The sequence below is a fragment of the Scytonema sp. UIC 10036 genome (genome assembly GCF_009725235.1).
In genome coordinates this window covers 1-20,806 of record NZ_WJFC01000027.1, presented here as the reverse complement: position 1 = coordinate 20,806, position 20,806 = coordinate 1, and the positions used below count along the sequence as shown (strand labels likewise).

General features: G+C 41.6%; 13 protein-coding genes. 2 read left to right on the top strand and 11 right to left on the bottom strand.

The window, feature by feature from the left end; translation table 11 throughout:
- The first annotated feature begins 18 nt into the window (after nt 1-18).
- Nucleotides 19-951, top strand: coding sequence for a methylenetetrahydrofolate reductase (locus F7734_RS15050; protein WP_155745475.1), 933 nt, complete (start codon nt 19-21; stop codon nt 949-951).
- A 178-nt stretch (nt 952-1,129) separates the two neighbouring features.
- On the opposite strand, the gene F7734_RS15045 is transcribed toward F7734_RS15050, so the two are convergent.
- The 3 genes from F7734_RS15045 to F7734_RS15035 all read right to left on the bottom strand — a co-directional run bounded on the left by F7734_RS15045 (nt 1,130) and on the right by F7734_RS15035 (nt 4,386).
- Nucleotides 1,130-2,431: an MltA domain-containing protein gene (locus F7734_RS15045; RefSeq protein ID WP_207714106.1), complete on the bottom strand. Its 1,302-nt coding sequence runs from the start codon at nt 2,429-2,431 to the stop codon at nt 1,130-1,132.
- Nucleotides 2,432-2,497: 66 nt separating this feature from the next.
- A complete protein-coding gene (locus F7734_RS15040) occupies nt 2,498-2,689 on the bottom strand; it encodes a hypothetical protein (RefSeq protein WP_155745474.1) in 192 nt (63 codons plus the stop codon).
- Between the two features lie 164 nt (nt 2,690-2,853).
- The gene (locus tag F7734_RS15035) at nt 2,854-4,386 is read right to left on the bottom strand and encodes an AAA-like domain-containing protein (protein WP_155745473.1); all 1,533 of its coding nucleotides are present in this window, start codon (nt 4,384-4,386) and stop codon (nt 2,854-2,856) included.
- 904 nt (nt 4,387-5,290) lie between these two features.
- On the opposite strand from F7734_RS15035, the gene F7734_RS15030 reads away from it, so the two are divergent.
- Complete coding sequence (locus tag F7734_RS15030) at nt 5,291-8,059, top strand: CHASE2 domain-containing protein (RefSeq protein WP_155745472.1); 2,769 nt, start codon at nt 5,291-5,293, stop codon at nt 8,057-8,059.
- A gap of 93 nt (nt 8,060-8,152) precedes the next feature.
- On the opposite strand, the gene F7734_RS15025 is transcribed toward F7734_RS15030, so the two are convergent.
- The 8 genes from F7734_RS15025 to F7734_RS14990 form a co-directional block, all read right to left on the bottom strand.
- A complete protein-coding gene (locus tag F7734_RS15025; RefSeq protein WP_155745471.1) occupies nt 8,153-8,440 on the bottom strand; it encodes a hypothetical protein in 288 nt (95 codons plus the stop codon).
- A gap of 1,011 nt (nt 8,441-9,451) precedes the next feature.
- Entirely contained in the window at nt 9,452-11,809 is a 2,358-nt protein-coding gene (locus tag F7734_RS15020; protein ID WP_155745470.1) for an EF-hand domain-containing protein, read from the bottom strand.
- Nucleotides 11,810-12,053: 244 nt separating this feature from the next.
- A complete protein-coding gene (locus tag F7734_RS15015) occupies nt 12,054-12,605 on the bottom strand; it encodes a DUF4126 domain-containing protein (protein ID WP_155745469.1) in 552 nt (183 codons plus the stop codon).
- Between the two features lie 664 nt (nt 12,606-13,269).
- Nucleotides 13,270-13,500: a hypothetical protein gene (locus tag F7734_RS15010; RefSeq protein WP_155745468.1), complete on the bottom strand. Its 231-nt coding sequence runs from the start codon at nt 13,498-13,500 to the stop codon at nt 13,270-13,272.
- Nucleotides 13,501-13,696: 196 nt separating this feature from the next.
- Nucleotides 13,697-16,969 carry a PAS domain-containing hybrid sensor histidine kinase/response regulator gene (locus tag F7734_RS15005; protein WP_155745467.1) on the bottom strand — a complete coding sequence of 1,091 codons (3,273 nt, stop codon included), beginning with the start codon at nt 16,967-16,969 and terminating at the stop codon, nt 13,697-13,699.
- A gap of 686 nt (nt 16,970-17,655) precedes the next feature.
- The gene (locus F7734_RS15000) at nt 17,656-19,209 is read right to left on the bottom strand and encodes a diguanylate cyclase (RefSeq protein WP_155745466.1); all 1,554 of its coding nucleotides are present in this window, start codon (nt 19,207-19,209) and stop codon (nt 17,656-17,658) included.
- A 474-nt stretch (nt 19,210-19,683) separates the two neighbouring features.
- On the bottom strand, nt 19,684-20,259 hold the full coding sequence (locus F7734_RS14995; protein ID WP_155745465.1) for a hypothetical protein: 576 nt from the start codon (nt 20,257-20,259) through the stop codon (nt 19,684-19,686).
- Nucleotides 20,260-20,456: 197 nt separating this feature from the next.
- Nucleotides 20,457-20,675 carry a hypothetical protein gene (locus F7734_RS14990; RefSeq protein ID WP_155745464.1) on the bottom strand — a complete coding sequence of 73 codons (219 nt, stop codon included), beginning with the start codon at nt 20,673-20,675 and terminating at the stop codon, nt 20,457-20,459.
- Nucleotides 20,676-20,806 lie beyond the last annotated feature (131 nt).

Here is a 20,806-nt window from a genome sequence, read left to right as displayed (position 1 = left end):
TTAACTTCTTCCAATTTTATGGACAACATCTTGAAAACCACTCCCTTGAGTTCATTTCGCGCAGCCGCGCAAGCAGGGGAGTTTCTCGTGACTGCTGAAGTTGCACCTCCTAAAGGGGGAGATCCAACACACATGATTGAAATGGCGGCGACTCTTAAGGGGAGGGTTCATGCCGTCAACATCACAGATGGCAGTCGTGCTGTGCTGCGGATGTCCTCACTCGTGGCATCAGCTATATTATTACAAAATGGAATTGAGCCGATTTGTCAGATTGCTTGCCGCGATCGTAACCGTATCGGTTTGCAAGCAGATCTTATGGGTGCTCATGCATTGGGTATTCTTAACATACTCGCATTGACTGGCGATCCCGTAAAAGCAGGAGATCACCCGGAAGCCAAAGGGGTGTTTGATTTAGAGGCAGTACGCTTGCTACAATTGATACAAAAACTCAATCATGGTGTTGATTGCAACGAGCAACCACTCACAGATGGAGCACTTAACTTATTTCCTGGCGCAGCCGTCGATCCCCAATGTAACAGTTGGTCGGGTTTGCAAAGCCGATTCGATCGCAAACTAGAAGCAGGCGCACAGTTCTTTCAAAGTCAGTTAATTACAGATTTTGAACGGCTAGAAAAGTTTATGCATCAAATAGCTGGTAGTTGTAATAAACCGATTTTAGCTGGAATTTTTCTTTTAAAATCTGCTAAGAATGCTGAATTTATCAATCGATGTGTACCGGGTGTAAATATTCCCCAACACATAATAGATAGATTGGCAAAAGCAAAAAAACCCTTAGAGGAAGGAATGAAAATTGCAGCCGAACAGGTGCAGATAGCGCGTCAACTGTGTCACGGAGTTCACATGATGGCAGTGAAGCGTGAAGATTTGATTCCGCAAATTTTGGATTTAGCAGGAGTTGCGTCAATTCACAGCAGTGGTTTGCCACGTTAAAACTTCATCCCACCTCGTTCCCAGGCTGAGCCTGGGAATGCCTTTTAAGAGGCTCCGCCTCCCTTGAGAGATCGATACAGGAGGCGGAGCCTCACAGTCCGCGTTCCCAGGCAGAGCCAGGGAACGAGAGATTTATCTCACAGTCCGCGTTCCCAGGCAGAGCCAGGGAACGAGAGATTTATATGGTGGGCTTTAACAGTAAATAGTACAATTGACCGGGACTGACTGTGACACCAGCACGATCGCCTGCTACCGAACCGGTACCTAGAAAATAATCGACTCTACCTGCGCCTTTGATTGCACCTCCTGTGTCTTGATCGAGAACGTAACGACTCACAATCCGGTGTTCCATTTTTCCACTAGCTTTGTTTACAAAGGGAAAAGGTGCTCTAATGAACGCCAAAGCACCGGGGGGCATCAAGGATTTATCCGTTGCTATTGAACGCTCGGCTGTCAGTGCTACGCCAATAGAACCTCGTGCTGGCGCTCCATAGTTCTCTTGAAAAAACACAAAGCTGCGATCGCGAGGAATATAAATATTTAATTCTTGTGGATATTTCTGGAAATAGTCCAAAATAGTTGGCATAGTCATCCCTTCAAGTTGAAGCTTGCCATCTTCTGCTAGGGATTTTCCAATACTTTTATAGTTATAAGCTGTATTGCCAGCGTACCCTATAGTTGTCTGCTTTCTATCAGGAAACTGCAATCGAGCAGAACCCTGTATTTGTGCTAAGTATGGTTCTAGGCGATCGCGAAACCAAAACAACTCCAACCCCTGCAATCGACCTTTTGAAGCTTGCAACCCATCCGCACCTTCTAATTCCAAGCGTGTAGGGTGGGGTCTCGACCAAGATTGTAAATCTTGTGGTAAACGATAAACAGGATAGCGGTATTCTGCTGTGGGAACGCGACTGGCAGCGTAAACTGGTTCGTAGTAAGCGGTAAACAAAACGGAACCTTTGCCGTCACTACCTACAGATTGGTAAAAAACAAATTCTTTTGCGATCGCTGCATTGAGTTCTGTGGCTGATTTGGATTGTAGCAGAAGTTCGCGAAACCTTCGTAAACTTTTAATAACACGTTCTCGTGTAATTCCCTCTACTCGAGCTCCTTGGTAAGCCACTGCAGCGTTACTGGAAGACAAATATTGCAGGCTGCGATCGACAGACGTTATCAGCGCTTTTTTGTCTGGTAATTGACTGTTTTCTCCCCATAATTGCTTATCCAAGCAAGAGATATCATCTTTACAACAAGGAAAAGGTGACTTTTGAATAGGTACTAGTGGTGGTGTAACAGGCTTTGGATTTGTGATATTTTGAGGTTGATTTTGAGCGGTGGCGGGTAATTCCCACTTTGCCACCCTACATTCTGGAGGACTCAGTTGGTTTTGTGCTACTTGTTGCACGGGTATGAGTGCAATTAAAGGAGTAACGGGAAAGCCAATGGCTATGACAGCAAGTGCTTTTGTCTTCCGGAACATAGGGCTGAAACATTAAAGGAGGTATGAAGTGTGTAGTATTCTAACCACTACCTCCCTTAATTGTCATTAGAGGAATAAATCAATAATAATGATAGCCAATCCCCCGAAAACGTGTAATACAGCAAAGATAAATGTGATGCGCCCCTTTGTTGTTTGAAGATTTAGTTCGAGGTTAGCAACTCTTAGACTGCCACCAATCCAAGCAACTACACCAATTACTGCAATTATCAGCCCAATCAGAGTCGGAGTACTTAGCATCCGATAAAACCCTCATAATCTCAACAGAGTTGGTTCTTGGATTGTAAGATTTCTAAACCAATAATTCTCATTACTTAACTCATTGTTAAATATGTTAGTTAGTAGTTAGTGGTTAGTGGTTAGTGGGGCGAACATTGCCCTACCGACCGATCGCCGAGCGCTGGTCACTGGTCACTGATTATACTCGTTGTATGTTTGTGGCTGTTAACCACTTTTTGCTGATACTGATAGACAATGACTCCTCCCAACATGAGAGTTTTCAAAAAAGCGATGCTTAATGTCACAATGAGCAACCGTTGTGCTCTAGCAGTTTTCTTTTCTTGTGCGAACCTTCTTCTTTCCTCTGTGAGGCGGGCTTCAACTTCTTTAAGTCGCTGTGCTTCTAAGACTTGTTGCATTTCTCGCCGATCTAATTCGTTAGAAGCAGCTAAAAACTGATAATCTAAGTCACTTAAGCTTTTGCCTTGTGACCAAATTTGAGCATCAATTAATGCTTGTCCGCGCAACAGTCTTGAAGAATCTGTTTGCCTTGACGCAATCCAAGCATCGAAAGCTTGAGAGTACGGGCGCAGAAATCCCAATCGCTTTTCTACCCACTCTAAGTTGAAGACTTCTTGATAAATCCGGTTCTTTACTTGAAGATAGCCTTGTTGTCTGATAACCAAACCCGATAGCAAGAGTTCGATTTGCTCGTGACTGTCATCTGTTGGTACTTTCTCTCCCTGCAAAATTTGTTGATATATGCCAAGTAGTCTTCCTGCACGGTGTGAATTTGCTAGGATGCGATCGCGAATTGTTCGTAAATGTTCTGGATCGTCTTGAGATTCCCATTGATCGATCACCTTTTCTCGAACAACCCTTTCTACCCAAAAAGCTTCTGTGCCAGGGAATATAGATATACCTGTTGTTTTAGATCCATGAATAAAAGTGACAACCAGCTGGCACAACTTTTGTGTGAGAAACGGTTGCCCACCAGTCCAATTCAATATTTCTTTCAATATGACTTGGGGTTGGTTCACTGGTATAGCTGCCAATCCTTTGACTAATGGTTGTGCTTCTGATAACTCAAACCCGTGAATCTCTATAGCTTTTCCTATGTTAAATGGCGTACAATTCCTATCTTGAATTAAATCTGATGGGGTTGCTACTCCAAAGATTGCAAATGTAATACGGTTATACTCAGGGTTTGTAGCTCTTTGATTGTAACAGTAGCGAATTAAGGCAAAAAAATCGTCTACTGAAAAGTCTAGACTGAGAATACTGTCAATTTCATCTATAAATATAAAAAGCCTTTCATCGGGGAATTCCACTAACAGTACTTCAGAGATAAAGCGGCTTAACTTTTGCAGTAGAGATATTCCTTCCTGCTCGCTCCACCAAGCCTTGAAGTTAATTTTTTTATACAGCTTAAAACCCGAACATAATTCAGCAACGACTCCCTTGTACCACTGCAATGGAGTAATGTTTTCACTACCGATATTAGTCATATCTATCGTAGCGCATTTAAAGCCTTGCTTCTGCAGGTGCTGACGAGTTTTTACCATCAGAGAGGATTTGCCCATCTGTCTTGAGTTGAGGACGTAACAAAAGTCTCCCTCTTTCAAGGCATTGTACAATTCCGAATCTGCTTTTCGTTCTACGTAACTTGGTGCATCAGTAGTCAGGCTACCACCAATTTGGTATTGGTAGAGGGTCATTGGTTTCAACGGTATTTGTGTTAGATGATACCACTTTTATTGAGAAATGCAAAGTGTATCTTCTTACACTCAAACCAGCACTTCGCTGATGAAGGAGACATAAGGACATACATTAGGGTGCTGGAGTGGAAACGCTTAGTAAGCAGCAACTACATTTCTGACGATTACTACTTTCAATACTTATTTTCTCGGCAATTTGCCCTGCTTTTTTCCTGCTTTTTCCTGCTTTTTCCCCCTTTTCTTACAATTAAATTCCTTACTAAATACACTTTAAAAATAGTATACTAATTTCTCGGCAAATGATATGACTAAATAAAGATAACATTATCAACTCACAGTCTAGCCATGCTAGGTGAGAGCCTACTGGTACTTTAAACATCCCTGGCAACAGTTTCAAATTTACATCTTTGGGAAGTCACATTTCTCCCAAAAGGTCAGTTTTACTAGCTATTGTTTTACAGTAGTTCTAACCTGGTTGGATGTAAGAGCGAGCAATAACTCTATTGGTAGCTTGATATTAAGATGTTGTTGTCAAATGATAAAATACAAAGGATGTATTTTATCCTTTTCAAAGACGGTATAAATTTATCTCTGGAAGCTTAACCCTGAGGTTATTACCATTTTAGGGTTGAGAATAGGGATTGTGAATGCGATCGCAGATTGCTAAAATCTCTATTCCGTTTTCTTGTAAATTGTTATTTCTATCCATTTCTGGTAAAATTTGTACCATTTAAAAGTGCTTTATGGACATAAGTATCAAAAAAAATGTCAGGAGGAATTAGGAATGATTGTGTGAAAAGTTTCTAAAATTAAATGAACGCTCTAATAAAAGAAAAGAGGAATGAGACTGAGTATGTTTGGGTGTAAAACAGTGCAAAATTTATCTTAATTAATAATTTATATAATGAACTTTTACGTATATCAAGTAGGTGGTAGTCTGAGGAGTGATGCTCCAAGTTATGTGGAGCGACAAGCGGATGAGGAACTCTATGAAGCGCTCAAGAATGGTGAATTTTGCTATGTCCTCAACACCAGGCAAATGGGCAAATCATCCCTATTGGTAAGAACCAAGCATCGCTTGCAACAACAGGGGTTCCGGTGTGCAAGTATTGATATGACAAATATTGGCAGTGAAACCGTGACTCCTGCTCAATGGTACAAGGGAATTGTTGGTGAGTTATGGTCTGGGTTGAAGCTGTCAAAAAAAGTCAATTTGAAAGCCTGGTGGCAAGAGCATGAAAGCATTTCTCTACCTCAAAGGTTGAGTCAGTTTATTTCTGATGTTCTGCTGGTTCATATACCAGAAAAACTTGTTATTTTTCTTGATGAAGTGGACAGCATTCTCAGTCTTGATTTTTCAGTAGATGACTTTTTTGCCCTGATTCGGTTTTGCTACAACCAAAGAGCTATCGATCCAAAATATCAACGTATTACGTTTGCGCTCTTCGGCGTAGCAACACCTTCAGATTTGATTCAAGATAAAAAGCGCACTCCGTTTAATCTTGGTAAAGCTGTAGAACTGCAAGATCTTTCTCTAGAGCAAGTTCAACCTTTAGCAGAGGGATTGCTTGTAGAGAATATGGCTGGCGCATCTGCACAAGTGCCTGTCATTCTTAAAGAAATTTTAGCTTGGACAGGAGGACAGCCCTTTCTTACTCAAAAATTGTGTTATTTAATACAAAGTTTTAGTCAAGAAGCTGTGAGTGGTGGTTTAACGATTCCGCGAGGTGCAGAAGCTTTTTGGGTAGAAAGTGTTGTCAAATCGCAGATGGTTGAGAAGTGGGAATTTCAAGATGAACCTCAGCATTTCAGGACGATTCGCGATCGCCTCTTAGCCAGTGAAAAAACAGCAGGACGCTTGTTGAATATTTATCAACAAATACTTGCTGGAGAGAATATACCAATAGAGGATAGCCGAGAACATATAGAACTACAGTTGTCAGGTTTAGTTGTCCGCAAACAGGGAAAACTAAAGGTAAAAAATCCTATTTACAAAGCTATATTTAATCAGGAATGGGTTGCCAAACAACTGGAGAATATGCGTCCTTATGCACAAAACTTGAAAGCTTGGGTTGCTTCCGAACAGCAAGACGAGTCACAACTTCTCCGAGGCAAGGCATTACAAGAAGCACTGGCTTGGGCTGAAGATAAAAAGCTCAGCGACACAGATTACCGTTTTTTGGCTGCTAGTCAAGAACTAGCAAAACAAGAACTTGAAAAATCTCTGGCTTTCGAGAAACAAGCGAGACAAGCTGAGCGAGAAAAGGCGAAATTTGCCCTACAAGCGGCAAAACAAGCATATAACATCTTGGCTGATGCGCGGAGAGTTGCCAAACAGTACGCCCAAAACATAAATTTACGGAAAGCGTGGATTGCAAGAATTGCAGGAGGTGTTGCTGGCTCAGTCATTCTTTTGCGTTTGACTGGTTTGTTACAGGGTATGGAATGGGCAACATTAGATAACTTTTTCCAATCACGTTTTCCGGCGGCGATCGATCCTCGTATTGTGATAATTGCGATTGATGAGTTAGATATCAAAGCAGCGGGTCATTATCCAATTTCAGATCGGGTACTAGCTCAAACACTCCAAACTTTAAAAAGCTATAAACCCAGAGCTATCGGTCTGGACTTGTATAGAGATTTACCCGTGGAACCGGGACATAAAGAGCTAGTAGAACTTTATAAAACGACTTCAAATTTAATTGGTATTGAAAAAGTTGTAGGAAGTAAAGTTGACCCACCTACTGTTTTGTCAAAGTTAGGTCAGGTGGGAATGTCGGATCAGGTGTTGGATGGAGACGGCAAAGTGCGTCGCGCCTTACTTTCAGTTCGCTCTCACAAAGCTGGTTTGCGTTTCAATCTGGGCTTGCGACTGGCATTACTTTATTTAAAAGCTGAAGGGATTGCGCCCAAACCTCTTCCCAGATTACCGCATTACATTCAGTTGGGAAAAACCGTGCTTGTTCCCTTTAGACCAAATGATGGTGGCTACGTCCGTAATGATGCCGGAGGCTATCAAATCTTACAGAACTTTTATGGAACTGAAAAACAATTCCAAATATTTTCTTTCACAGATTTGTTAGCTAAGCGTATTCCACAAGATAAAATTTACAATCGGGTTGTGCTGATTGGCTTAACAGCAGAAAGCACTAATGATATGTTTCAAACACCTTACAGCAGTCGCATATTCGATCCTCCATATCGGATGGCAGGAGTCACATTGCACGCAAATATTGTTAGTCAAATTCTGAGTGCTGCTTTGGATGGACGACCAATGCTAAAAGTTTGGTCTGAACCGATTGAATGGCTTTGGATTCTGTTATGGTCTGGAGTCGGAGCAGTATTCAGTTGGCAGGCTAAAACACTGAGAAATATGGTACTTCTTCTTGTGAGCGCAAGTGGAGGAATGATAGCAGTTAGTTTTCTCGCTTTTTTAAAAGGTTGGTGGATTCCTGTTGTCCCTCCACTGATTGGAGTCATTGTTGCCGCCGTTTGCGTACAAATTTGTGTTAGCAAATACTTGGAGAAGATACAACTGCGTGAAACAGTAAAATTATTAGTTACACTCTCCAAGGATCAACCAGTCGAAGGACAAATTGCTATTGAGTATCTCAAGCAAGCAGAAAGTAAAGAAAATCAAGCTTTTATTGAGAAAATTCTTAGAAATTTGTAAAATCTCTTGTTGCTAATTGCTAATTGTGCATCCTCCGTTGATAGTTCTTCATTAGCTATTAGCCATTAGCCATTAGCCATTAGCTATTAGCCATTAGCCATTAGCACTATCATTAATAAATTTTAATGCTGTAAGTTTTTGGGTACAGATACGCTGCCACCTAATTAACGTTTTCATAGACTGTTCATTTGGAAAACAACTCAACCCCTTGCGGGAACCAGCACCAGCGGTATCTTTTGGTTCTCCGTCTCCTGGAGGTTCAAAAGTCTCTTGAAACACGATCTGCTTTTGCCAATCATTGTTTGGAAACCGTAATTTAGACTGAGTACAAGTAGTAGAACTAAAGCCCAAAAGAATAGGCACGAATATACTTAAGGGCATAAATCCTAATAAAAAATATTTTGGCATCATTAGGCAAAGAGGGATGATATGGAGGTATTTACTTGCGTTAAATATAACTCTTATGAGGTAGACAAATTTTTCTGCCCCGCCTGGGTGGTTTCTCAATTCCACCCCTAAATTAATATATTGGAGAAAATTTGAATAGTTGGCTTGCTCGATTACTTTATATACGGTAATGATTTAACAAACCAGATATTTTTAGAATCAAGTACCTGAAACTAGAGGGTACTTTGTCATTTTTATCTTCAAAAATGGACAAAGTAGGCATATTGCCTAGAAGCACTCATATTTGGTAGCAGACATATAATGAAGGGATACTAAGGTAAGCTGTCCCCCAGCTTCCTTTGATAGAGAGTATCTGTTTGCCCTTCTCAAACGAGTTAACTCATAAGGTTATCTACCTCACAATTTATAACAGAGTTCATACTTAAGAACGATGAACTCTCAATGAAGAATTTATGAAATATCATCTCAATTACTTAAATGGAACGTTTTTTCAAATTTTTAAAGATTTGAAGTTTTATGGGCGTAGTCAAAGATTAATGTTCCACAATCACGGTAAATTTTAGTGTTTTACTACTGCGATCGCATTTTATTGGCATAGGCTGACCACTCATTGTGGCTAACAGCTACACCATATAATTTTCTCTGATAGATAATTTTTAGCATATGTATATAGTATCCTTAAATATACTCTCGCTAAAAATTTTGTTTAACTTATAGGTACAGTCAGTAGAGCAATGCCTGCGGCTTCGCTGTCTGTAAAGTCAGAAACGTCAGAAACGTCAGAAATATAAGAAAAGTCAGAAATTTGAGTAAATTATCTCTGGAGTGTGCAAGCTCTTTATTTAATTGTCATAAAAATTAATATGGTTAAAAGTAAAAAATGGGAATAGGTAATGAGTAGATGAGAGATTACCCATTACCAAATTAATAGTTACCAATTACCGCTCGAGCTAATTAACCCTTCGGCATGACTGTAGAAAACGGTTAGGCAAGTTCAACAAACACACCACTGCGTGCAAACGCCTCTTCTTCGGGAGAAAAGTATGGGGTTCGATCGACAAGTTCGGGGTCAAAGTAGTAAGTTTCTTGTAAGAAGTTGCTACTAATGACAGCTTCCTCTAAATCCTTGATATAGTCTTGTGCAATTAAGCATGCCTCTCTAATACCTTCTTCATCACCCTTGGACAACAGCTTTTGCAAAGTTGTTCTGACTCCTACCAGGCGTGATGCTGATTTTAAAGTACCATAAAGACGGTAAATGCGATCGCAAGCAATACTATGATGTTTGAGTGCTTTTGCTTTTGCTAACTCGGAATCCAGGCTGGGCCAATAGCGGGTAGTATAAAATGCTTTTTCATCTTTATGGTACCACTCCTCTGAACGAGCAATAGAGGAAGAAACGGTATTGTGTAGTTTCCAGAAGAATAGACGAAGAGAAGGACCATCGACAACGCAGGATAATTTTGCATCTAATGACACTTCAAAATTCGTTAGCTGTGGATCGCGTCCAAGCAAAAGGTACTCCACAGGGTACATCTCCACTTCCTTGTTTTGGACAACATACATATTAAGGTGGTGACGACAGTAAGGACAGGGATACAGGCTAGCAAACAGACGGAAAAAGTCTTCAAAGACTTTCACCAGAGATTTTTGTCGATCGGTTGTTTTAGTACAAACTATCTCTGCTGTAGTGTGGAAGAAGCGCCATACTGCAGGACCGAGGTAGTATGGAAAGCTGACACGCATTTGTGCATTCTTCACATCATTTCGACCTAAATATATGTCAATAAATGAAACGTATTGTGAAAGCGCCCCTGACTCACGCCCAAATTCCAAGCGTTCGCGACGCTTTTGTACCCCATTAAGGTAGTGGTGTGTAAGACGCCACGCTTGCTGAAGTATGAGCTTCTGTTTTGGAGTACATTTTGGAAAGCCTGCTGCAACATCTGCCCCATAGCGCTCGAACTCTCCTGCAGCTTTGGTAGTCTCGTACCACTTGTTTAAAGCTGCTTCATCAGGTACTGTATTACATTGAATATTATCTTCTGTACTGACACTAAACGCAGCCAGTAACTTTGGCATGAAATCCTCATACCAATATGCCACTGGCATCATCGCACCATCTACCTCCTCTGAGGCATTTGAGAGAATGACACGATTCCACTTTTTCAGGTACTCATAAGGATCTTCTCCTAATTGAGTTGGTGGAGGAGCCATCTCCTCATTCAGATCCATATTCCTCAGTCGATTGAGTTCGTTGATAGCAAGCACGCCTTCTGCAATATCACGCAAGCTGAAATGTTTTTTCTTCAATGTGATAGCAAATTCGACACCCGCAGCAAACTTCTGTTTGACACTAGCAGATTTCCCTCGCGCTTCTAACATCGCTTTTTCCTCTGCCAACATCTCTGTTGTCTTTTCCACTGTCTTCCAGTTTTTGATACGCTCTTCTAAGCGAGCATACTCACTCGCGATTGATTTAACCACTTCATCCAATACGGGATAGCAGGCTTGTTCCACCACACCTAACCCCTTATAAAACTCAATGGCCGTCTTGACAAACTGCACAAAATCTGTAATTCTATAGGGCAGATTTCTTACGCGTAGATGAGTCTCGTGATTGGCTGAAAAACTTTCTCGAAAGCAACGATAAGCTGCTCCTTGAATCAGACGAAACAGCCCAATTTGCATATGCAAACGGGATGTACCGCACCTTTGTGTACTAGCCGGACTTTGGGTGAGTAGCTCTTGCATTTGTGGAACTTCAGAACTGTCAAGAGCGATTGCCTCTTGTATATTAGGCTCAGGAGGAGCAGTGGTTGCATTCCTAGTCAGTGAGCTTTTGGTAGTTGGAATTGGTGAGTCCTTATAGCCAGTTGCTACCTCCGACTCGTTTGGCATGAGTTTACAGAACTCCTCAAAATCAATGGAGCCATCGCCATCGTGGTCTACCTCCTTGACCATCTCATCAAGTTCAGAGTCTGTCAACCCAAACTTACTCATGACGGAACGCATTTCGTCTACAGCGATCTCGCCACTGCCGTTTTCATCAAACACACTAAACGCCAATTTCAGACGGCTGTTGCGATCGCCTTGCTTGGACACCATCAGTGCTTTGAACTCTTCAAAATCAATGCTACCCGACAAGTCAACATCTACCTCTTTAATCATATCTCGCAACTCTGTATCACTGGGGTTCTGTCCCAATGAACGCATAACCTGTCCTAATTCCTCTGTTGAGATAGTACCACTGTTATCTTCATCAAAGACTTTAAATGCTGCCCACAGTTTCTCCACCTGCTCATCACTGAGTCCTGTTTTTTCAAGCTCCACTGATGTCATAAACAGTTCTCTCCAAAGAGTCAATTTGCTATTTACACCCACATCATTGTAAGTAGGTAGGCACAATTAAACCAAACTATATAAACTTATGTAAAGTACTATAAACACTTTAAAAAAAAGCTTTTCAGCAATTTCAGACATTGTCAAACTTAGAGCAAGGATTTGGGATGTTCAAACAGGAAATTGCTTGTACGTTTTAAGAGTAACTGGTTTGACTGAGGCTCAAAGGACAACTCTGTTAGCGCTAGGAGCCATTGATGAGTCGTTTGCGATACCAACGATACCAAATCCGAGCACTACGAACAGCAAACCATAAAAGAATCAAAGCAATTAATCCACCTTGTGTGGGAGCATCTAAGGCAAAAAATACTAATGCAACGCATAAAGCATCTTGAATAAAGACTGCCCATAGTGGTATGCCTTTCAATCGGTAAAACCAACCAATTTGAACGAGTTGAAGCACGAAGGCTAATGAACCGCCAATAAGAGCAATCAACCAATTTGGTGTTGCTGTCGCATTAGCAACGGCTAACCCCATAATTGCTCCAACAAATGGGGCAAGTAATAAATGAAATACTTGTAGCACTCGCTGCCCTAATAGTTTTTTCGAGGCAAATATCTCAACTACTGACCAACTTGTCAGCGAGAACAGCAAGAACGGTGTCGAAACATGAGACAGGATTGGAACACCTGACCAAAGGTTTTTACCTTGCAGTAGTCCAATAAAAAGCAGGGGCAGGGCTATTCTAATTCCTGCCGCCGCAGATGCAGATAGTGCGGCTAGGATGTCAATCATAGAGTTATTTTTACATTGCGCTTAACTGTGTATAAAAGGGCAAACACTCAGACTTACCCCCATTTGTTAGAGTCTGGCACAAAAACTAAAATTTGACACCATAGTATTTACTATTGTTTATAAATATACATATTTTTCTGAAAAAATCAGTATTTATAAGTAAAATCATGAATTTCAGAAATATTTACACATAATTTCCTTTGTCCAGGCAATTGAGGGGATAGTGCATCTGTTAAAATACTTAGAAAAAAATAAATATGTAAATAATAAAACTTTTGTCTGGGGAATTTAAGGTGCAAGCAAGCAGATAAGCAAATTACACCCTTCGGAGCGCTTTAGAGATGATTTATAAAGTAAACATTAAGAAGAGCGTAGGTTGGGTTTCGTTCCTCAACCCAACCTACGCAATACATTTGGCAAGTACGTGAACTATAATGAAAACACTTATGTCTTTAAATATTTACATTATCATCCGAAAAACATCTAAAAACATTTTCCCTCGATATCATTTTCGATTTTTCTCAGTTAATATAGTTTAAAGAATTACCCAAACAAAACCCGCTCTCATAAAGAAAAGCGGGTTAACAATCGCTTAATTATCCGAAATGTACTGCCTTACTTTAATTTGTCAGTACTTTTCATTTCCTGGCTTAGGCACCCAAGCCTAAGCCAATCCTAAACTTTTTGGTAAATCCTCAGACAGATATTTTTGAACGCCAGAAGACGCTCCACTAACGGCATCCAGTGCTACACCACTAGCCCCACTAACAACACCCAAAACATCAAAGGGGAGACCAGCAATTCCACCCTTTGTTGTATGAATCTCAGCATTTGTTAACTCTTGAATAGAGGCAGTATCAACAGTTTGCAGTTGAGAAATTTTAATCTTAGCCATGTTCAATCTACTCCAAGTTTTGATTGTGTATTTGGGATTGCGTCCCATCCCTATAATCTGTTACTGACTTTTAAATTTCAATGGTGTCATCATTTTAAAATGGAAAAAATTACTTTAATTACATTAAAGTATTATGAAAAAAACATGAGAAAACCCTTATTCTGTGCTAACCATAGCTTCCTTGAACTCCACTAACTCAAATGAGCCATGCGGATGTCTCAGGAGCAGTACGAAGAGCTTCTGGGTGGCAGTTTTCTCGTAACAGGAGTTTAATTTGTCCAAACTGGTAATCACGGGCAAGTTGCCTTAGTTGGTTTGCTAAGGGAGCATGAGAGTCTGGAATGTCCTGAAGAAGTTGCTCAATTTCTTCTTCATCGCCAATTTGGGCAGCAGTATACAGCGCGGCAAGCCAATCGGCACTCATCACAGAAAAGCTCTGTGGTGTCAGCACAGTAAAGGTGTTTTGAGTGGTTGTTACGGAATGGGCATCCGATCGCTCTTGAGTGTCTGCATAGACAAATTGCAGGTTTAAATACTTTTCCATCTTTTCGCAGACAAGGTTTTCATTAAAGGGTTTGATGACAAAATCGTTGCAACCAGAGGCAAAGGCTAGAGTGCGATCGCTTATTGATGCCTGAGCTGTCAGTGCAATGATGATTGGGGATTGTTCTGTAGAAAGAGAGCGAATCTGTTGAGTCGCTTCATATCCATTCAACACGGGCATTTGGATATCCATCCAGATCAAATGCGGTTGCCACTGTTGCCAAAAGGCAATGGCTTCCTGTCCGTTGGTTGCTTCTCGGATCTCCATTCCTAACTGAGTCATCAGCGTCGTTAAAAGCAAGCGGTTTTCGGCGCGATCGTCCACAATCAGAATGCGGTACGTGGGTTGGCTGGGAACTAACCCAATGAGTTGTCGCTCTTGTTTAGGAGAAGGAACACTTCCAGCTAAAGCAATCTCAATGGGAAGACGAACAAAGAACGTGCTCCCTTGTCCCAAGATACTGCTAACTGAAATGTCACCGTTCATCAAACGAGCCAATCGACGACTGATGGTTAACCCCAGCCCTGTTCCACCCGAAGTCATTTTTCCAGAACGGCTTTGCACAAATGCGTCGAATACAGCCTCAATCTCATCACCTGCAATCCCCACACCTGTATCTTTGATTTCAAAAATTAAAAGAGTTGCGCGATCGCTTCGATCCATTGAAGATTCTAAAGGTTCAAAAAGGCTTTCTTGAATGGGTTCTGCTTTCACCCGTAGTGTCACGTCCCCTTGCTCGGTAAACTTGATGGCATTGCCTACCAAGTTAATTAAGATTTGACGCAGTTTTTTAGCATCTGTGGTAATGAACTGAGGAACACCTGGAGAAGCCTCGAAGTAAAACTGTAAGTTTTTAGATGCTGCTTTGTGGCGCAGCATATCTTCTAAAAATCTCAGAAGATCGGAGAGATCGAAACTGCTTTCTTCTACACTCGTGCGGTTGGCTTCAATTTTGGAAATGTCTAGGATATCTTCGATCAGACTCAGCAGGTGCTCTCCACTGCGATGAATGGTTTGAATTGTTTCTTTTTGAACAACCGATAAGGACGGCTCACGGCGCAGTACTTGGGTAAAGCCCAAGATGACGTTCAGCGGTGTTCGTAGCTCGTGACTCATGGAAGCCAAAAAGGTACTTTTTGACTGGTTCGCTGCCTCCGCCGCTTCTTTTGCCTGTTGCAGTTCCAGTTCAATGCATTTACGATCGCTGATATCGGTATAAGTTCCAATCACCCGCAATGGACGATCCTGTTCATCGCGGCTCATAACTAAGCCCCGATCTAAAATCCACTTATAGGTACCATCTTTGCATAAGATACGATGTTCGCTCACATATTGGGGGACTTCACCCTGGAAGTGTCTTTCAATTTCGGCATACACCCGCTCTTTGTCGTCTGGATGGACTCGCTTATCCCATTCGCTCAATTGATTTCCAATTTCATCATCCAAACACCCCAACATTTCTTTCCATTGATGGGAGAAAAAAACTTCATTCGTTTGAGCATTCCAATCCCACAAACCATCCCCATTTCCTTCCAAAGCATATCTCCAACGTTCTTCGCTGGCTCTCAAAGATTCTTCAGCACGTTTTAAGTTTGTAATGTCTTGAATTTGAGAAATAAAATGCAAAGGATTTCCCTGCTTATCTCGTACCAGCGATCCATTGAGAAGAATCCAAATAGTATGCCCCTGTTTGTGAAAGTATCGTTTCTCCATCTGATAGGTGAAAATTTCGCCTGCTAAGAGCTGATGCACGTAATTGAGATCTACTTCTAAATCATCAGGATGGGTAATGTCTTGGAAGGTTAACGCTAATAACTCTTCTTTAAGATAGCCAACAATCCGGCACAACGCAGGATTGACTTTTACCCACCGTCCGTCAAGCGACACGATCGCCATCCCAATCGATGCATCTTCAAAGGCATGGCGAAACTGCTCTTCACTATTTCGTAAAGCCACCTCAATTTGTTTGCATTCGTTTTCAATATGCTTGCGAGCAGTGATATCGCTGCCAATAGCTAAAAATCCGGTTAAAGTTCCTTCACTATCGCTTAATGCTGTCACCGAAAGCAATACCGGAAACCGAGAGCCATCCTTACGAATGTAACAGCACTCACATTCAGAAACCTCAAACCGCTTGGCTTTAGCAACCAAGACTTCAAATCCCGCTTCAATCGGTACTCCTAATTCCTGAGAGAGCTCCCGCGCACGAGCAATTACCTCAAAACAATCGTGAAAAATGGCAGGAGTCATTTTGCCAATCGCTTCTGCAGCTGTGTAACCGAGCATTTTTTCAGCACCGGCATTAAAACTTGTGATTGTACCGTCTACCGTTGTTGAAATCATGCTGTAGTTTGCACTGTTAAGGATTGCCTTTTGTAACATTAGGGTCTCCTGTAACTGTCGCTCTGCTTTTTCTCGTTTAAAGAGTTCCTGTTGCAGGCGTTCAAATGCTAGGTTTAACTGGTGCTGGCTCTCAAGTAAATCTGCTTCAGCTCGCCGGCGCTCACCAATCTCACGCCTCAAATCGCGGTTAACCGCTTCAAGTTGGGCTGGGCTAGGCAAAGACAATGCCTTTGGTACTAGCAACACCAACATAATTGCTGTACACAGCGAAACCAGAGCCGTGCCGCCTTTCACTGTTCCTGATACCCAGTATACTGGATGCCATAGCGTCCACACCTCCAGCCAATGCGTCGTGCCACAAGCAGTAATAAAGCTGGCAAACAGCAAAAATATCCAGTTAAACGGCAAGTCTTGTCGTTTGCGAACAAAGTAGAACAGCGTCACCGGAATTGAGTAGTAGGCAACAGCAGTTAGGGAGTCTGAAAGGATATGAAGCCAGACTAGCGCTGGTTTCCAGAGGTAGCAGTGACCGTGAGGGATAAAACTGCTAGAACTAAAGAAGTTTGTGATGATATTTAGCATGAACCTGTCTCAAGTGTGACTCTTGTCCCTGCGGTTTGTCGCAAAAGGTTTTAGAGGGATATTATTCTCTTTCAATTAAACCTCAAACAGGTTTTGAGCAACTTGTGGTGACGCAAGAGTTGGGAACTAGATCTGGAAAATTTAACAAATATAGCAGTCCTAAATGATTTACAAACACCTCTTCCTTGTCCTCCTTGTCTTCCTTGTCTCCCTTGTTTGGATCTCAAATAGGATTGCTATATAACATTAAATGCACGCCTAAAAGCTAGTAGGCATCAAGTGAGGTTATATCCAAATTCAATTGCAACTTATCATTAATATACTATGAACGCCTAATACCGTTTTCATATGAAGATGCATACAAAGAACCCCACCGCCTACGGCACCTCCCCTTACCAAGGGGAGGCTGGGAGGGGTAAAAATAATGTGCAGCTTCATAGAGAATTGGTATAAGAACTGTTCTTTTTCAGAATGGGTTCACAGCATTTGTAGGGGCGCAAGGCTGCCGCGCCCCTACAAGTGTTGATAATTGTTGGAAAGTCTAGTTCTAAACCGTTTTCGATATATTCCCAAATGTGATAGAGAAAATAATGAACTAAATATATAATGAGAAAATAATTAACAATCGAAGATAGCTTATAAGCGGATTTTCATATCGAGCGATTGCCATCAAAAATACAGCTGAATCAGGTAAAGACTGTATCTGGTTTCTCCATTGAGTCAAGGGTGTTACCAATCAAAGAACTGAGGCAAGGCTGTTTGTAGGAACAGTACCGATTACGCCCCTCAGCTTTTGCGGTATACAATGCTCGATCTGCTACTGCAATCAGATTGAGGGGAGATGATTCAGGTTTCAGAATTAAAGTGGCAACACCTATACTTAGAGTTACAAGACTACTAACCTCAGAGCGAGCATGAAGAATTTTTAAATTTGCTAGTGTTACCTGAATTTGCGTTGCAATATGAAGTGCCCCTTCAGTTGTTTTATTCGGAAGGATAACGGCAAACTCTTCCCCACCATACCGAGCCACCAAGCCTTCCGAATAACGAACGCTGTCATCGATCGCTTGAGCCACTTGTTTCAAACAATCATCTCCTGCTTGGTGTCCGTAGTGGTCGTTGTAGAGTTTGAAAAAGTCGATATCGCATAAAATGATTGAGAGCGGAGCTTGTTCTTGCACAAGCCGCTTCCATTCCTGTTGTAAAACTTCATCAAAATAGCGGCGATTGGCAATTTGAGTCAATCCATCAAGGTTCGCCAGACGCTGCAATTCTTGATTTGCCTGTCTGAGGTTTTCCTCTGCCTGCTTGCGCTGCATAAACCCACCTAATTGTAGGGCGATCGCACTCACGAGTTGAACTAACTTGGCGTCAAACTCGTTTTGCCTCCGTTTGAAGAACACTATCACTGCCAAGACTTGCCCATCCAGGACGATCGGCACTGCAAAAGCCGCTTTTAGCCCTGCTGCAATAACATCTTGCCTTCGTAAAAATACGGAAACGTTCATTTGAGAAACATCAACAATCCACTCTGGTTGCTGGGATGCCCAGACTCTACCCGGCAAACCCACATTGCTTGCAAAAGTGTGAGACTGGCTGACTTCAACAAAGTGTTGCAGTTGTAAATCTTTTGGATTGTAACAAGTTTGGTTTAAGTAAAATGCTGTCCCATCAGGGGTTGGAGTCCAAGCTTCGCTGTAGTCCCAAGCGATCGCCTGTCTTACGGAGCACAGCATTGCACTCAGAGCTGCCTCAAAATCTAATGCCTCGCTCACTGCCTCAATGGTGGTTAATAACAGTTGAGTTTCTGCTTGTGCCTGTTTTCGCTCTTGGATCTCTTGTTGGAGTTGTTGCTTTTGGAACTGGAGCGTGAGTTGTTGCCTAACTCGCGCTAACACCTCTTCACCCTCAAAGGGCTTTGTGATGTAGTCTGCACCTCCTACGGTAAACGCTTTTACCTTATCTGCCGTGCTATCCATAGCACTAAGGAAAATCACGGGAATGTCACAGGTTTGGGGCATAGACTTCAAAGCCGAACACACCTCATAGCCGTCCATTTGCGGCATTTTCACATCCAGCAAAATCAAGTCAGGTGGTTGAATTTGAGCCGACTCCAGTGCGGTGGCTCCATTTAATGCCTTCCTAATCTTGTATCCTTGCTTACTCAAAATAGACGCCAGTAACCGCAAATTGTCAGGTTGATCGTCCACAATGAGCAAACTTCCAGCACCTTGCGCCATAATGTACCTTCCTTAAGGGGTTTTTCAATTTGGATAGGAAAAGCCCAATACACTAAGATGACCTTTCAAAAGGTCAACCTTCAACCGTAAATTTTCTAACATTCAACAATGAATAGTAAAATTTTTAACAATAAAAATTAGTTAAATTTCGAGAAATACTAATTATACCGTGGCTATATATACACCAAATCAGCTTTTTTTACGGTTGAAAGGCGAAGATAGAGAAGCTGTTAGGGAACACCAAAAAATAAATTATCCCAAATCCAAAATAAACGTGTAGGGGCGCAATGCCTTGCGCCCCTACGATGGGATAATTTTTTAATTGGAAGTCCCTTACCTTCTGCCTAGTCGTTAAAAACACGATAAAGTTAACTTCTAGCCGTTATCTATAGAAAGCACCCAGCAAGTATTTTCACCGTCAAACCTGGAGTAGAAGTAGAATTTATCAGCGCCTACATCACCAATTAAAGTATCTCAAAGAGCACCGCCATCAAGGATGTTGTTACCAAACCCTCCATTAGGATAATCAATAAGACCACCAGCACGAAGATAATTATTGCCTACATCACCAACAGTATCTGAAAGAGCACCACCATTAAAGATGGCGTTACGAAACGCTTCAAGAAGAGAATCAATACCAATACCACCAGCACGAAGGTAATTATTGCCTACATCACCAACAGTATCTGAAAGAGCACCGCCATCAAGGATATCGTTGCCAAACCCTCCATTAAGATCGTCAATAAGATTACCAGCACGAAGGTAATTATTGCCTACATCACCTATTAAAATATCTGAAAGAGCACCGCCATCAAGGATAGCGTTACGAAACACTTCAAGAAGAGAATCAAAACTATTACCACCAGCAGAAAGGTAATTATTGCCGTACTGATTTAAAAATGTATCATTGTCATCACCACCGTACAAATCATCATTACCACCGCTAGCATTCCAAAGATAGTCATTGTCACCATAACCATCAGCGATCGGGTTCTCAGAAACTTGGTAGATGATCCAATCGTCGTTATTGGTTCCGTTGATAGTTGCCATAAAATTTTCTCCTTAAAAAATATTTTGTATATTTAGATAAATTCCCAAAAAGGGTAGAACATTAAATTGCAATTTGCTTTATAAAATGGACACCACTGAAATTCCTGATAATTATTTTCCCATAAAGGATAATCAAAATCTAAAAAGACAAAAAGAAAAGTCTTAAAATATCTCTCCAGATAGATAATTTTTTTTTGTTATTGAGTAACTTGACATATCTTTGAGGTAGTGTAAGCAGACGATATAGCTTGGGGAGCAGAGGCAACTAACATAATCATGCCGTCGGCAGTTTTGATCCAATCTTGGGCTTCGACAATCGGCTGGTACAATTTTGAAGGCTGAGTAGCATCGGAGACTGCGATGGTATGACTTGACAAACATTGCACCCAACCTTGGTATTTGCCTCCAGTTCTCATTCTCAGGGAATTTTTCGTTTTTGAGAAGATATTGAGTCAATACTTGTCGGTTTTGCCTAAAAATACGAAAACACGTAGGTTGGGGAGCCAGCCCTGAACCGTGTGCGTGGCGCGAATGCGCCATAGGAGGG